This is a genomic window from Enterococcus sp. VV15 (genome assembly GCF_005236045.1).
GTDB lineage: Bacteria > Bacillota > Bacilli > Lactobacillales > Enterococcaceae > Enterococcus_B > Enterococcus_B durans.
On record NZ_QPTY01000041.1, the window covers coordinates 1 to 15,446 of the forward strand.

A 15,446-nucleotide genomic window follows, 5' to 3' on the forward strand; every position below is an offset into this window, starting at 1 on the left:
CCGAACACAGAAGTTAAGCTTCTTAGCGCCGATTGTAGTGAGGGGTTGCCCCTTGTGAGAGTAGGACGTCGCCACGCTTGAATTATCTTATGGAGGTTTAGCTCAGCTGGGAGAGCATCTGCCTTACAAGCAGAGGGTCAGCGGTTCGATCCCGTTAACCTCCATATGAGCCGTTAGCTCAGTTGGTAGAGCATCTGACTTTTAATCAGAGGGTCACAGGTTCGAGCCCTGTACGGCTCATATTTTTTGCGGGTGTGGCGGAATTGGCAGACGCACTAGATTTAGGATCTAGCGCCTTACGGCGTGGGGGTTCAAGTCCCTTCACCCGCATTATATGATTTACACATGCCGGCTTAGCTCAGTTGGTAGAGCATCTGATTTGTAATCAGAGGGTCGAGGGTTCAAGTCCTTTAGCCGGCATCATAACCACGCGGAAATAGCTCAGTGGTAGAGCACCACCTTGCCAAGGTGGGGGTCGCGGGTTCGAACCCCGTTTTCCGCTTTGCCAAAGCAATACGCCGGGGTGGCGGAACTGGCAGACGCACAGGACTTAAAATCCTGCGGTGAGTGATCACCGTACCGGTTCGATTCCGGTCCTCGGCATTACAAATATGCGCCCATAGCTCAACTGGATAGAGTGTTTGACTACGGATCAAAAGGTTAGGGGTTCGACTCCTCTTGGGCGCGTAGTCTTTTTTATATCTTCGGGAAGTAGCTCAGCTTGGTAGAGCACTTGGTTTGGGACCAAGGGGTCGCAGGTTCGAATCCTGTCTTCCCGATTTTTTGTTTTTATTTTCTTTTGCTTTCAAATTGATTTATAATTTAAGTGAACTGAATATGCGCCCATAGCTCAACTGGATAGAGTGTTTGACTACGGATCAAAAGGTTAGGGGTTCGACTCCTCTTGGGCGCGTTAATACGGAATGGTTTATTCCGTATTTTTTTTATATATTTTAATAAATACTAAGGTAAAGATGAAGAAAAGTCATTCTTCTTTCTTTCTGATATTAAATTCGTTATAATTAAGGTCAATATTAGTCAAAGGAATGAGTAAGATGGCACATCAGAATACCTCGGATTTAATTGAATCTTATATAAAGAAAATTTTGGAAGATAATGAAATGATTGAGATTCGTAGGATTGAAATGGCAGACCTCTTTAATTGCGTTCCTTCTCAGATCAACTATGTCATCAATACGAGATTTACGATTCAACGTGGATATCTAGTTGAAAGTAAGCGGGGTGGCGGAGGCTATATACGTATTGCAAAAGTAAGAATTTCTGATAAAAGACATATGCTGGAACAAATCAATCAGCTGTTTGATGAAACAATCAGTGAAAAAAATGCGTTTGCGATTATCCAAAAGCTATATGAAGATCAAATGATTTCAAAAAAAGAAGGAAATTTAATGTTAAGTGCAATTGCTAAAAGTACACTTAATTTTAGTGAATTAGAAGACTATACGCGTGCTAGGATTCTTCGAGCCTTTTTAGAACGTTTAAGTTATGAAGATGGGAAGTGAACATAAATGGAAGAACTTTTTACAGAAAGAGCGCAACAAGTATTAGAAATTGCGCAAAAAGAAGCAAAAAAATTCAAACATCAGTCTGTTAGTTCTGAGCATATCTTGTTAGCCTTAGTACTCGAACCAAATGGTATCGCAGGGAAAGTCTTGCGAGAAGTGGGGCTTAATGAAACGGATATTTATGAAGAGATCGAACATTTAATTGGTTATGGGATGGTCAATTCGTATCCTCAGGGTGTATTTCTTCCATATTCCCCAAGGATGAAACAAATATTTGCATTGGCGAATAGCGAAGTAAAGAAAATGGGTTCGCAAAAAGTTGGTACAGAGCATATTTTGTCTAGTCTGTTGAAGGATGAAAGCATCATGGCTGCTCGTATTATGATCAATTTAGGAATCAGTTTAACGAAAGTACGCCAATCACTGAAACAAAAAATGGGCTTGAAAAATGATACTCGTAATGGTGGGCTACGTCGTCGAAATCTACAAGAGAAGCGCCAAATTGTAAAAGGTACACCCACTTTGGATTCTTTAGCAAGAGATTTAACGCAACTAGCTAAAGAAGGCAAATTAGATCCAGTAGTAGGACGTTCAAGAGAAGTAAAACGCTTGATCCAAATCCTTAGCCGCCGTACTAAAAATAACCCAGTATTAGTGGGCGAACCGGGTGTAGGTAAAACTGCTATTGCGGAAGGACTTGCACAAAAGATCATCTTGGGTGAAGTGCCTGAAGAGATGCAGGAAAAACGCTTGATGATGCTCGATATGGGCTCATTAGTTGCGGGTACAAAGTATCGTGGTGAATTTGAAGATCGAATGAAAAAAGTCATTGATGAAATTTATAACGATGGCCAAGTGATCTTATTTATTGATGAGTTGCACACGCTGATCGGTGCTGGTGGAGCAGAAGGCGCAATTGATGCTTCGAATATTTTGAAACCAGCGTTAGCTCGTGGTGAGTTACAGACGATCGGTGCAACGACTTTAGATGAATACCAAAAGTACATTGAAAAAGACTCGGCATTGGAAAGACGTTTTGCCCGTATTCAGGTGGATGAACCAACGCCGGAGGAAGCAGAAGAAATCTTGCGCGGACTACGCTCAAGATATGAAGAACATCATAATGTAGAAATCACAGATGAAGCTGTACGTTCTGCTGTCAATCTCTCTGTACGTTATATCACTTCCCGACAATTACCCGACAAAGCGATTGATTTGATCGATGAATCAGCTGCAAAAGTTCGTTTAGATCAGACAGATGATCTATCTAAATCGGCGATGGTCAAGTTAGAAATCGATACTTTTGTGAAAGAAAAAGAACGAGCTATCCAGAAACAAGACTTTGAAACGGCAGCTCAATTCCGCAGACAAGAAAAAGCAATGCGTAAAAAACTAGATAAGTTATTATTGCTTGAAGAAAAACACGAAAATGGTTATGCGAACCGTGTAACTGAAGAAGATGTGGCGACTGTCGTTTCTGAATGGACAGGTGTCCCACTTCAACAGTTGGAAAAGAAGGAAAGTCAGCGGTTATTAGAACTAGAAGCATTACTACATGAACGTGTAGTTGGACAAGATGAAGCAGTTAAGGCAGTGTCGCGTGCGATTCGACGTGCTCGTAGTGGGCTGAAAGACCCTAATCGTCCGATTGGCTCATTCATGTTCTTAGGACCAACGGGTGTCGGTAAAACGGAGTTGGCTAAAGCATTATCAGAAGTGATGTTTGGCGATGAAAACTCGTTGATTCGTGTGGATATGTCTGAATTTATGGAAAAATACAGCACAAGTCGTCTAATTGGTTCACCGCCAGGATATGTTGGGTATGATGAAGGTGGACAATTGACAGAGAAAATCCGCCAAAAACCTTATTCGGTGATTCTATTAGATGAAGTGGAAAAAGCCCATCCAGATGTTTTCAATCTGTTGTTACAAGTACTAGATGATGGTCACTTAACAGATTCTAAAGGCCGAAAAGTTGATTTTCGAAATACGATCATGATCATGACTTCAAATATTGGAGCGACACAAATTCGAGAAGAAAAGAATGTTGGCTTCAATGTCCAAGATATTACAAAAGATCATAAAGCCATGCAAAAACGTATTTTAGAGGAATTGAAGAAAACGTTCCGTCCAGAATTCTTGAACCGTATCGATGAAACGGTAGTATTCCATTCTCTAAGCAAAGAAGAAATTCATGCGATTGTTGAGATCATGAGTCGTGCGATCGTCAAACGATTAAAAGACCAAGATATTCAAGTGAAAATCACACCAGCAGCAGTTGATGTGATTGGTAAAGCGGGATTTGACCCTGAGTATGGTGCTCGTCCGATCCGTCGTGCCCTACAAAAAGAAGTAGAAGATCGCTTAAGTGAAGCTTTACTAGGTGGCGAGATCCATTTAGGGGATCAAGTCACAGTGGGCGCCTCGAAAGGGAAAATCACTTTAAACGTTCGTTTACCAAAAAAGGCAACAATTGAATCCTAATGATTAAGAAGAGCGGTTTTTTATCTCTCCTAACGTAAACATTACGTGGAGAGATAATAGCCGTTCTTTTTTATTATGTGCAGTTTTTCTTGTGAAGAAATTTTCAAAAATCCAACAATAAATATAAGAAGTATTGGAAAGTTTTTTAAGCTATGCTACTATTATGGAGTTGTAGGAGGAGGAACTAATGATCGAAATCATAACTACTGTAGAATCTTTTGAACAAGCGAAAGAGCTGATTGAAGCTGGGACGGACACTTTATATTTTGGCGAAGAGTTATTTGGCCTAAGATTACCCGCGTCATTCTCGAGAGAAGAACAACGCCAATTAGTTGAATTGGCTCATCAATATGGCAAACAAGCAAATATTGCGGTGAATGGCATTATCCATCCTGAAAAAATGAAAAAAGTTCCAGAATACCTGAAATTTCTAAAAGAAATCGGGGTCGATAAGATCACGGTGGGCGATACTGGGATTATTTATACAATGAAAAAATACCCTGAATTGAGTATTCCATATATATTTGATGCAGAAACGTTGGTTACTAGTGCAAGACAAATCAACTTTTGGGCGAAAAAAGGAGCGACTGGTGCAGTACTGGCACGTGAAGTTCCGTTTGAAGAAATGAAAAAAATGGAAGAGAAATTGACGATTCCTGTCGAAGTACTCGTGTATGGTGCTACATGTATCCATCAATCGAAACGGCCACTTTTACAAAATTATTATCATTTTACGAAGCAAGAGGAGCGAGCAGACCGTGACAGAGGGCTCTTTCTTTCTGAACCTAAAAAAGAAGAAACACATTATTCCATTTATGAAGATACACATGGTACACATATTTTTGCAAGCAATGATCTAAATCTTTCCAAAGAATTGGGTGAACTTTATGCGCATCACTTCCGTACATGGAAACTAGACGGATTATTTACACCAGGAGAAAATTTTGTAAAGATCACACAAGAATTTGTAAAAGCCAAAGACTTGCTACTTGCTGATTCATGGAATGAAGAACAAGCTGAAGCAATTTGTACTGCAATCAACGAATTACATCCAACAAATCGTGAATTAGATACAGGCTTCTTTTATATTGATCCTGAAGCCATCAAGTAAGGAGTAGACAAAAGAAAAATGACAACAAAACGAAAATTAAAACGTCCGGAAGTCTTAGCTCCGGCAGGAACACTTGAAAAATTAAAAACAGCGATCCATTATGGTGCAGATGCTGTGTACATTGGCGGTAATGCTTATGGTTTGCGGAGTCGTGCCGGTAATTTCACCTATGAAGAAATGGCTGAAGGTGTTGCTTTTGCTAAAGAACATGATGCAAAAGTATATGTTGCTGCGAATATGGTCACTCATGAAGGAAACGAAGAGGGGGCAGGAGAATTTTTTAGAAGTCTGCGTGATGTTGGCATTTCAGCGGTGATCGTTTCAGACCCTGCCTTAATCGAGATTTGTGCAACGGAAGCACCTGGTCTACCTATCCATCTTTCTACCCAAGCCTCTGCAACCAACTTTGAAACGCTTGAATTTTGGAAAGAAGAAGGATTAGAACGTGTCGTCTTAGCACGTGAAGTTTCAATGGAAGAAGTCGCAGAGATCCGTAAAAATACAGACATTGAAATTGAAGCGTTCATTCATGGTGCAATGTGTATTTCTTATTCTGGACGTTGTACGTTGTCTAACCACATGTCGATGCGTGATGCAAACCGCGGTGGCTGTTCTCAATCATGCCGTTGGAAATATGGACTGTTTGATATGCCATTTGGTCAAGAGAGAAATAGCTTGACTGATTCGGGAGAAATCGAAGAAGAATTTTCGATGAGTGCAGTCGACATGTCAATGATCGAACATATCCCCGAGTTAATCGAGAATGGGGTCGATAGTTTCAAAATCGAAGGACGGATGAAATCGATCCATTATGTATCAACTGTTTCGAATGTCTATAAAGCAGCAGTGGATAGTTACATGGAAGATCCAGATAACTATGTATGTAAACAAGAATGGATCGATGAGTTATGGAAAGTGGCACAACGAGAGCTTGCTACTGGTTTTTACTACAATACACCAAGTGAAAATGAACAATTATTTGGGGAACGTCGCAAGATCCCTGTTTATAAATTCGTTGGCGAAGTATTGTCTTATGATGCAGAAACAAAGATTGCAACGATCCGTCAAAGAAATCTTTTTTCTGTAGGCGATGAAATTGAATTTTATGGACCAGGGTTTACACATTTCAGCCAACCAGTGGAAGTAATGTATAATGATGAAGGAGAGTCCATTGATCGCGCGCCTAACCCAATGATGATCTTAACGATGCCAGTAGCTCAACCAGTTAAGCCAGGTGACATGATCCGTAAAAGAAAATAATAGCGGAGGCATGACAAGCTGAGCATTTGAAACCTATTATTTAGTAAAACGTGTTACACTTATTTTTTGTAAGGATAAAGCTTGCGAAAGAGCATTCATAGCTTGTTTAAGCTGTTATCTAAGGGATCATTATTGACAGGATCTTTTTAAATCGGGAGGTATAACATGGAAACTTATGATTATATAGTCGTCGGTGGTGGTTCAGGTGGGATTGCCTCAGCAAATCGTGCAGGAATGCATGGTGCAAGAGTCTTATTGATTGAAGGAAATGAATTAGGTGGCACTTGCGTAAATGTCGGCTGTGTACCTAAAAAGGTCATGTGGCAAGCAAGTACGATTTTAGAAACGATCGAACGAGATGCTCCAAGTTATGGCATCCAAGCGGATCTAAAAAAAGTAAACTTCAAAGAATTAGTTGAACGACGTGAAAAATACATCGAATTTTTACATGGAGCGTATCAACGTGGGTTGGATAGTAATCATGTTGATACAATCAAAGGATATGCATCATTTGTCGATAGCCAAACAGTGGAAGTAAATGGCGAAACATATCAAGCAGAAAAAATTTTGATCGCTACAGGCGGAAAACCTAGCAAGATGAGTATTCCTGGGGGCGAGTATGCGATTGATTCAAATGGCTTCTTTGAATTGACAGAACTACCAAAACGAGCAATTGTTTTAGGTGCTGGATATATTGCTGCGGAGCTTTCAGGAGTCTTTCGCGGCTTAGGAAGCGAAGTAATGTGGGCATACCGCAAAGAACGCCCGTTACGTACATTTGATCAAATGCTATCTGATAACTTAGTAGAGATGTACCAAGAAGCTGGGATTCAAACCTATGCACACTATGTAGCCAAAGAAATCATCAAAAATGAGAATGACTATACTGTCGTATTTGAAAATGGTGAAAAATTGACAGGGGATTGTGTCCTATTTGCTGGTGGTCGTGTACCGAATACGGCAAAACTTGGCTTGGAAAATACGCAAGTCCAATTAGATGAAAAAGGATTTATCGTAGTTGATAAATACCAAAACACAACAGATAGCCATATTTTTGCTGTTGGAGATGTTATTGGGAAAATTGAATTGACACCAGTAGCGATTGCTGCAGGACGTCGTTTATCTGAACGTTTATTCAATGGTAAAGATGATTCGTATTTAGACTATAACTTGGTACCAACGGTCATCTTTACGCATCCACCGATTGCAACGATCGGTGTGACAGAAAAAGAAGCATTCGAGGAGTACGGAGAAGAAGCAATCAAAGTCTATCGCTCCCGCTTTACACCTATGTATTTTGCATTGAATGATTATCGTCAGAAATGTGAAATGAAATTGATTTGTGTAGGTAAAGAAGAAAAAATCATTGGCTTACATGCAATCGGTGTTGGTGTAGATGAAATGCTCCAAGGATTTGCTGTAGCTATCAAGATGGGAGCGACAAAAGCCGATTTTGATAATACTGTAGCAATCCATCCTACAGGTGCTGAAGAGTTTGTAACCATGAGATAATGAAAAAGCAACACGCCGTCTAACTTTAGAATGTCTAAGTTAGGTGGCGTATTTTTTTATTGTTATCGCTTAAGGATATCTTTTGCTTTCATTTTTTCTAATTCTTTTGTGAGTTTTTTTTTCTTCGACTCTTTTCCGCCTTCATACATACAGATCAGCGCGATCAAACAAACGAAAGGTATCAAAATATTTTTTAAAGAAAGATTCCAGTGACCACTAATGACAATATAGACAACTAAGCCACTAAAAATCACCGGTAAGATAGCCCCTAAATATTTTTTTCCTAAATATCCTGACAGCGTTTGAAAAGCAATAACGAAAACAATCAATAAAAGCTCTAAAATATTAGTCATGGTTACTCTCCTTATGTTTTATTAAAATTTCTTTTGCTAATTCTAAGGATAGTTTTTCATTAATAACCATCTCCATGATTGCAATTTCAAAAGAATCATTGTTTTCTTCAGATAATTTTATCTTTTCGATCAATCGATCCAATCTTAATCTGACAGTCGGATAACTCACTTGATAATCTTTTGCTAATTGCTTTAAGGAACCTGAAGCGAGTAAGAATTTCTTGATAAATTCTTGTTCTTCAGTTTCTAAAGTGAAAAACCAATCCATTTACTTTGCTCTCCTTTTTATTAATATTATTTATTTTAATTTAACATTATTAAAATTAAAAAGCGAGTTATGATTATAAAATAAAGTATAGGTTGGAGTGATATATAAGGAACGAGAAAAATCTAAGAAGGGATCCACAAAAATTTGAAAAGTAAATTCTGTGAATCCCTTCTTAGTTATTAGTTATCGGAGCTATTCTGTCTGACTTTTTATACTATCCATAGGTTTTTGCTAGTTCTTTTGACCAACGAATGTGTCAGGTATAAAGGATTTCTTCTAAATTGTTCCAAAAAGAAGAAATAGGTACTTTAGAAATTTTTAGCATCTGTGTGGTTATTCGACTCTTATTTAGTTCGATATCCGTTAAGATTAAATCATATTGATTGATTTCTTGGTAATCTAGTTTGAAGATATTTCCCTTGTATGTATCAATTGAATGTAATGCGGGCCATTTCTTTAATAAAAGTTGCTTGTAAAAGGATAAAATTCGTTCTTCTTGATAGGAAATGATCAAGATCGAAAAATGCGCTTTATGTGGAAATAAAGTCGCCAATAGTTGAGGGGATAAAGTGATCAATTCCAGCAGTAACTCTTCATACAGAAAATGGTTCTTTTTAATGTTTGTAAGCCCGACTTCTTCTATGGCTGTATCGTAAGCAACTAGAAGTTTCGGTGAATGCTTGATTAAAAGATCGGATAGAATTTCTATGTAAGTTGTTTTGAACGATTGCAACTCCTGATTGAAATGAAGAAAATCCTGCAATTGTTGTTTCTCTTCAGTAGATAAAGGAGCAACTATATTTAATTGAGTATAAAAGCGTTGCGCTAATGTATGTAATTGATCGCATTCATTTTTTTTATGGTTGTCAGCACGATTTTCGAACAAATATATCCCAGATCGAATGATATCTTGAATTGCTGCTCTAGTGATCTTACATTGATAATTCTTTTCGATGATTGAACATAGGACAGTATTTTTTTGTAGTATATCAAAAAATATGGAGGTTGTACTACAATTTTCAGTCGGAGATACTTCTACTAAATGATGATGCCCGATACGGATAAGTGAAATATAGAAATAATAACTATTCAAAATCAATTTATATGTACTGATATCGGTGGCAGAATTACTTTTTTCATAATAACGTTTCAAAATTTCAAATAGGTGTTCAAAATGAGGGAGATGTTGCGGTGGATATAACTCCCGAAACATGCTGCAAAAAAAGTGCCGGATAAAAATTTCATCTCCAATGATTTTTGGTTTTGTTGTTATGTGGATGCTTATAGGTAATTTCTTACTTTTAAAATAAGTGTTGATCTTTAAAATGATGCGCCGAATACTTGTTTCACTTAAAAACAGCGTTTCTGAAAGCTTCGATAAAGTTATTTCTTCTATGAAAATATGTTTGAGTATCTGAATATTTGTTGAATGATTAAGAATTTGTTTCATCAGGTCTTCTAAATTCTGATCACTTGGTATGTTTAACGAGGTAATTTGATATTGATCGATGTTGATTGCAATCGGTGAATAGGTATGATTAAAAAAAACAATATCACTCAATAAAGTTTTTTTTGTGATATTTAATTGTTGTGCTAAGGTGTCACAATCGCTATCTGACATACCCAGAATCAAGGCTAATTTTATTTGTCTTTCAGAAGATTTTTCAAGTATACTAGGTTCTTTTGTCATCTTTTTTAGATTTTTAAATAGCAAAAATCTTTTTTCGCCACCTTTCATTTCTTAGTATATATATTATTTTATTTTTTTGCATTGTAATGATTCTATCATTGATGAAAATAAAAAAATAAATTATATCATAATTTATATTCGTACTTAAAACTTAAATTTATGATAATAGAAAAAAAGTTCCAGAGGAATAAAGGAATTGACTGTACGATACATCTATAGCTCTGAAAGAGAGGAGAAAAATGATATGGGGTTACTTGAAAAGCAACTGGAAAGGCAAATTACCTTACTTTATTTGTTAAATATTGAATCCTCTAATATTAGTGAACTGGCGAGAAAATTAAATATAACCGATAAAACGATTACTGCTGATATTGATCATTTCAATGTTTCTTGCTTTCCTGCACATATTGGAATCAATCATTATAAAGAAGCATTTTTGAGGATTCCTAAGAATATCAACTTAGATGATATTTATGTGAAAATATTGAATAGTTCGATCAATGTCAAGATTTTAAAACATATCTTTATTGCTGAACCGACGTTAAATGATATTTCTACAGAACTTTTCCTAAGTAAAACAAGTATTCGGCGTATAGTAACAAAAATCAATACATATTTTTTACATGAGAAGATGGATATACAGATAGACTTAGATACAAAGTTAGTTATCGTTGGCAATGAAACGAAGATCAGGCGGCTGTTTGCCAGTATGTTCAAAGAAATGTATCGAGTAAAAGAGTTTACATATTTTGACACCATTTATCAATTGCTGCGACGTTGCTTAAAAACACAAAAAAAGGCAGCTAGTACGCCAAAAATCATTTATTCCGTATATTATATTTTTGTTTCGATCATTCGTGTGGGGAATAAGCATTTTATTCCTGCAATCGAATTGATCAATAAAGAAGAAGTTGTTGACACGGTCTATAAGATAATTCACGATGATACAGTTTTCGGTACTTTGATGAACCAAAAGTATAAATTTAACGTCAATAAAGTCAATGTGGCTAATGTCATAAGCTCGTATTTTGGGTTACTATTTACTGATGATCCAAGGGAGTATGGGGCGATGCCTACAAAAATCGAAAAATTTTTGACGCATTTTTATTACTTGTTGAATATTGATTCCACAGTCAATAAAAGAAAAGTGGACTATTTTTTGGACTATATTAACTTCTATAAAGAATTGATGATCTTTAAAGTAAGTTATGCAGATATCTTTTATCAGAAAATGATGACGACGAATCCAAAGATCTGGCAGGCCTATCATCTGGCCTTAACCACGTCTGAACTCCATTTTATCGAGCAAAGTGAATTATTACATAAAGATTTATTTTTAGAACTGATCATCTCATCGCCTCAACTGTTGCGAATGATCGAACCTAAAATACAAGAAAAGTCGATTTTGGTTTTAAGTACACAAGAAGTCGGTATAGCCTTGCTATATAAAAAGCTGATTTTGAACAAGTATCCTTTTTTCAAAAATATCGATATTTATGAAAAAGACATCTTTGCTATCGACTATCAAATCGTGAATAAATATGACTTGGTCTTGACTGATCTTTCATTGAATTTTGAGCGGATCACATCGGAGATCTTGAAAATTTCTAAAGTACCGACACCTATCTTTTGGACGAACTTTGAGGAGTGCTTGTATTCCTCCTAGCTTTTTGGCTCGTCAAATTTTTAATAATTTTGAAAAAATAGAAATGAGATCATGACTATTTTCGTCTATCATTAAAAAAAAGTATGATTTATAGAGAGGAAGGAAGAAAAATGTTTAGTTTATATGATTGTAAAATGTTGGAATGCTTAGGAAAAGGGATATGGGGACTACTTAAGTTAGCTGGATTGATAGCTAAAACCGTCCTTTATAATTGGATGCTCAAGCCTTTAGGAAAATGGGGCTATAAAAAGTACCAAGAACGAAAGGCAAGAACCGCTGTTAAAGAAGTGGAAAGAAATCTAAATTCTCCTGTGAATGAATTAACAAAACGGGATGTCAAACAATCAGAACGACAATCATTTAAGGAAAAAATCAACAATGTCCATACGCGTTCTGAGCAAAGTAGCCAATCACTTCCTAAATCTACTATATTAACAAGTGATCATACACTGTAAGCTTTAGAAAGAAGGGATAAGAAATGGGAACGAACGAAGAAGATAAATCAGGGAATCCGATAGATGATCTTATCAATCAGTCTAATTTAACTGAGGATTTTATCAAACTTTTTTTGACTGAGAAAGGCGGGCAACATAACAAAAGGATTTTAAGAATAGCAAGTGGCGAAAAACCACCTTCCATAGGGAATATCTTAGAAAGCTTTGAAGAACTAAAAGCGACTAAGTTACAGAACTTAGAAACAGAAAAAAAAATCAGTGATTGGCTAGTTGAAAAAGAAAGTTTAGAAAAAAAGAAGAGTTTTTTACAACCCACAGGTAAAACGATTGACTTAAAGGCATTAGAAGAAAAACAGAAAAATTTGATGGTTGACTTGGTTCAAGCCAAAAAAAATTATCAAATCAATAATCAAAAATTGGAAACAGTTAAAAATGGATTAAACACTATTTCTCTCGAGCAAGCAATCAAAGATCCCTCTAACCAAAATATCTCGTATCTTACTAGTTTGAAATCAGCAGAATTCATGCGAGCGAGTAGTGTACTTAATGAGAAAAATAAAAGTCTTGAAATAGAAGTGGATAAGCTTCGAAGAGAAGTTAGTCAATTAAAAAAACATGAAAACAAAGTCGTCCAAGAAGCATTGACGAATACTGAAAAAAATATCGCTCAGTTGTCTAATATAGAAATCCAGATCGTGGAAAAACTGGAGAATACGAACGATCTTACGAACATAGAAAAAGCGGTTGAGCCTGTCCAACGTTTGGAAAGAACGCCATCATTTTCGCAATATCTTCCAAAGGACGAAGAGTCTGTAGCCGATTTAAAGCAAAAATTAGACGCTGTCCAAGAGATGAAGGAAAAATTGACGTTTGAAAAAAATGTTTACATAGCACATAGTGAAATACTGGAAAATATTGCAGTATCAGATCCTGCGAAAGTATTAAATACTTCTGATTTGTTGCTTCGACAATCAGAATTTAACATTCCACGTCCTAAACTAAATCGTTCTCAATCCATTCAAGAGAACATACAAGAACGGCCTAAGTTAACACGTAGTTACTCCGCACCTCATTTGGCTGATAGAAGTGATATCTCTAAATTCAAGCTTCCACGGCCTAAGTTAGTGCGTTCGCAATTGATTCAAGAGAGTACACAAGAACGGCCTAAACTAAAGCGTAGTTATTCAGCGCCTGATTTGACGGATGGAAGTAATATCTCTAAAATCAGACTCCCACGGCCTAAATTAGTGCGTTCCCAATCGGTCCAAGAAAATACAAAGGCAAAACCACAATTAAAACGTAGTCAGTCAGCACCTGACTTGACTTCATTGAGCCAGAAGGCAGATGGAAAGTTGCTGGAGGCATATCGGCCTTATTTGAAGGAGAAAGTCGAATTATTGGAACAACGTGTTCGGATCGCTGAGGCAATAATAAAAAAAGCACCGATGAATAACTTTCTCCTTGATAGAAAATCTAAGACACAAAGAGTAGATCGATTTAAGGATATCAAGGCTACCATGGCGGAAGATAGGCAGCTCATAAATGATCTAAAGAGTATTCTCCAAGATAAAAATAAATTAAACGACTATGTCGAAAAAATGGAACCAAAAGATAAAAGTAAGCTACCACAAGAAATCGAACAAGTAAAAAAAGATACGCTTGAGATGATTGAAAAAACGAACGAATTAAAAAAGATAGACTATAAAGAGCTAAGCAATCGTTGGTACTATGTCTTTAAAAGACCATCGTTTTATGCGCTTATCGGGAGGCAAGCTGCGTGGGCTACGCCATTTCTCTTAATGCCTGCCGTTCCAGGTTATATAGCGCAAGTCATGCCAGAGATGACTTTGATAATGAATGGAGCAACGGGGATTAGTGCAGTCCAACAAGCAATTCTAGGAACATATGTTGCACAAAAAGTTTTGTATGTAGGACCAAAATTTTTTGGACGAGGAATGGATAGACTTTCTCAAGTGACCCGAAAGAAGTTTCCTCGAGCGGCTCAAGGCTTAGATAAAGTTGTGGAGAGGGTGCAGGTAAAGGTTCTTTCCCCCGTTAAAGACAAAGTATTTACCCCAATAAAAAATAGAATAGCGAACACACAAGAAACCATTTCAAAACACACGATACGACCGGTAGCTGCGAAACTAGCACCAGTAATTGCTCAATTGAAAAAAACACTGCATATCGACGGAAAATTAACACCGGAACAAAGAAAACTACGGAATAAAGGCTTCAATCCTGTGACAGGGGAACGATTATCTCTGAAAATGCGTGCGTGGAATTTGACCAAGCGCCCCCTCAATTATATTTGGCGCCATAAGATAAAAGTTGCATTGATTGTTGGCTTGACCGCTGGAGCGATCTTTACTGTCGGGGCAGTTGCACCAGCGATACTACCAATGTTAGTCCCTTCAATCATGACCAATGCGTTTGCTCTTGCGACTAGCGCATTTATCGCTTGTGGTTCGGTATTGTTGGCGGATAAATTGGTATTCAAGCCAATTCAAAAATTTCTTGTTCGACGGGAAGTACGTAATCGGGCAAAGATGATTGTTAAGCGGTATGAAAAAGATAAAGAAAAAGGACAGCATCAGTCACTAAATCAAGAATATAAAGAAAAGATCAGTGAAATTGTGAAAGTGGATACAAAAGAACAAGTCGTTGCTAAAGAGAAAATGCCGGAACCAGTAAGAACGGAAGTGGCCAAATCAGCAGTTGAGTGGCCACAGGCAGAAATGGTAGCGCAAAAAGTAGAAGGAACTAAGGTAACTGAACCAGTTCATAAAGGAGAACAGAATTCTCAAAGTCGAGTAGATCAAGCGGGGCCAAGCCAGCCAAAAATAGAAGCGATCAAAAATGAAGCGACTCATTCTGTCAATGTAAAAAGTGAACAGCGAACGCCGGAAGCTGTGGCCGAGAAAAAAGTATTACGCTCGTTCTCTGATTTAAAGAATACATCAGTTGAAAAATCCAATCTAGCGAGTCAGAGAAATAATCAGACACTGCAAGTAGCACAGGAAGACCAAAAAAAACGAGAAGCGACTCAAAATAACACTAGGAAGAAAAAGGTAGAACAACCAGTAATGAGTTAAAAAAACGATCAGAGAAGGAGGTTTCA

11 protein-coding genes, 9 tRNA genes and 1 rRNA gene are annotated in these 15,446 nt (G+C 37.2%); 18 read left to right on the forward strand and 3 right to left on the reverse strand.

Annotated elements, in window-relative coordinates; all coding sequences use genetic code 11:
- The 15 genes from rrf to gor all read left to right on the forward strand — a co-directional run.
- Window positions 1-77, forward strand: a 5S ribosomal RNA gene (rrf, locus tag DVW83_RS16145); the annotation flags it as partial.
- 14 nt (window positions 78-91) lie between these two features.
- Window positions 92-164, forward strand: a tRNA-Val gene (locus DVW83_RS12395).
- A gap of 3 nt (window positions 165-167) precedes the next feature.
- Window positions 168-240: transfer RNA gene (locus DVW83_RS12400), tRNA-Lys, on the forward strand.
- Between the two features lie 8 nt (window positions 241-248).
- Window positions 249-330 (forward strand) — tRNA-Leu (locus DVW83_RS12405).
- Between the two features lie 17 nt (window positions 331-347).
- Window positions 348-420: transfer RNA gene (locus DVW83_RS12410), tRNA-Thr, on the forward strand.
- Between the two features lie 10 nt (window positions 421-430).
- Window positions 431-502: transfer RNA gene (locus tag DVW83_RS12415), tRNA-Gly, on the forward strand.
- A 15-nt stretch (window positions 503-517) separates the two neighbouring features.
- A tRNA-Leu gene (locus DVW83_RS12420) sits at window positions 518-603 on the forward strand.
- Between the two features lie 10 nt (window positions 604-613).
- Window positions 614-687 (forward strand) — tRNA-Arg (locus DVW83_RS12425).
- 18 nt (window positions 688-705) lie between these two features.
- A tRNA-Pro gene (locus DVW83_RS12430) sits at window positions 706-779 on the forward strand.
- 60 nt (window positions 780-839) lie between these two features.
- Window positions 840-913, forward strand: a tRNA-Arg gene (locus DVW83_RS12435).
- A 142-nt stretch (window positions 914-1,055) separates the two neighbouring features.
- Window positions 1,056-1,523, forward strand: coding sequence for a CtsR family transcriptional regulator (locus DVW83_RS12440; protein ID WP_005881164.1), 468 nt, complete (start codon window positions 1,056-1,058; stop codon window positions 1,521-1,523).
- 6 nt (window positions 1,524-1,529) lie between these two features.
- Complete coding sequence (locus DVW83_RS12445) at window positions 1,530-4,010, forward strand: ATP-dependent Clp protease ATP-binding subunit (protein WP_104661138.1); 2,481 nt, start codon at window positions 1,530-1,532, stop codon at window positions 4,008-4,010.
- Window positions 4,011-4,197: 187 nt separating this feature from the next.
- A complete protein-coding gene (locus DVW83_RS12450; protein WP_104661139.1) occupies window positions 4,198-5,121 on the forward strand; it encodes a peptidase U32 family protein in 924 nt (307 codons plus the stop codon).
- Between the two features lie 18 nt (window positions 5,122-5,139).
- Window positions 5,140-6,381 carry a peptidase U32 family protein gene (locus tag DVW83_RS12455; protein WP_005881157.1) on the forward strand — a complete coding sequence of 414 codons (1,242 nt, stop codon included), beginning with the start codon at window positions 5,140-5,142 and terminating at the stop codon, window positions 6,379-6,381.
- 165 nt (window positions 6,382-6,546) lie between these two features.
- Entirely contained in the window at window positions 6,547-7,893 is a 1,347-nt protein-coding gene (gene gor / locus DVW83_RS12460) for a glutathione-disulfide reductase (RefSeq protein WP_104661140.1), read from the forward strand.
- Window positions 7,894-7,955: 62 nt separating this feature from the next.
- On the opposite strand, the gene DVW83_RS12465 is transcribed toward gor, so the two are convergent.
- The 3 genes from DVW83_RS12465 to DVW83_RS12475 all read right to left on the reverse strand — a co-directional run bounded on the left by DVW83_RS12465 (window position 7,956) and on the right by DVW83_RS12475 (window position 10,204).
- Window positions 7,956-8,246, reverse strand: coding sequence for a hypothetical protein (locus DVW83_RS12465; RefSeq protein ID WP_137239434.1), 291 nt, complete (start codon window positions 8,244-8,246; stop codon window positions 7,956-7,958).
- Window positions 8,239-8,514 (reverse strand): DUF2089 family protein, encoded by a 276-nt coding sequence (locus DVW83_RS12470; RefSeq protein WP_104661142.1) that lies wholly within the window; start codon window positions 8,512-8,514, stop codon window positions 8,239-8,241. The genes DVW83_RS12465 and DVW83_RS12470 overlap by 8 nt, the downstream gene beginning before the upstream one ends.
- A 256-nt stretch (window positions 8,515-8,770) precedes the next feature.
- On the reverse strand, window positions 8,771-10,204 hold the full coding sequence (locus DVW83_RS12475; RefSeq protein WP_224784490.1) for a helix-turn-helix domain-containing protein: 1,434 nt from the start codon (window positions 10,202-10,204) through the stop codon (window positions 8,771-8,773).
- Window positions 10,205-10,448: 244 nt separating this feature from the next.
- On the opposite strand from DVW83_RS12475, the gene DVW83_RS12480 reads away from it, so the two are divergent.
- The 3 genes from DVW83_RS12480 to DVW83_RS12490 all read left to right on the forward strand — a co-directional run bounded on the left by DVW83_RS12480 (window position 10,449) and on the right by DVW83_RS12490 (window position 15,420).
- Entirely contained in the window at window positions 10,449-11,870 is a 1,422-nt protein-coding gene (locus DVW83_RS12480) for a helix-turn-helix domain-containing protein (RefSeq protein WP_104661144.1), read from the forward strand.
- 110 nt (window positions 11,871-11,980) lie between these two features.
- Window positions 11,981-12,325: a hypothetical protein gene (locus DVW83_RS12485; protein ID WP_137239436.1), complete on the forward strand. Its 345-nt coding sequence runs from the start codon at window positions 11,981-11,983 to the stop codon at window positions 12,323-12,325.
- Between the two features lie 23 nt (window positions 12,326-12,348).
- The gene (locus DVW83_RS12490; RefSeq protein WP_137239438.1) at window positions 12,349-15,420 is read left to right on the forward strand and encodes a hypothetical protein; all 3,072 of its coding nucleotides are present in this window, start codon (window positions 12,349-12,351) and stop codon (window positions 15,418-15,420) included.
- Window positions 15,421-15,446 lie beyond the last annotated feature (26 nt).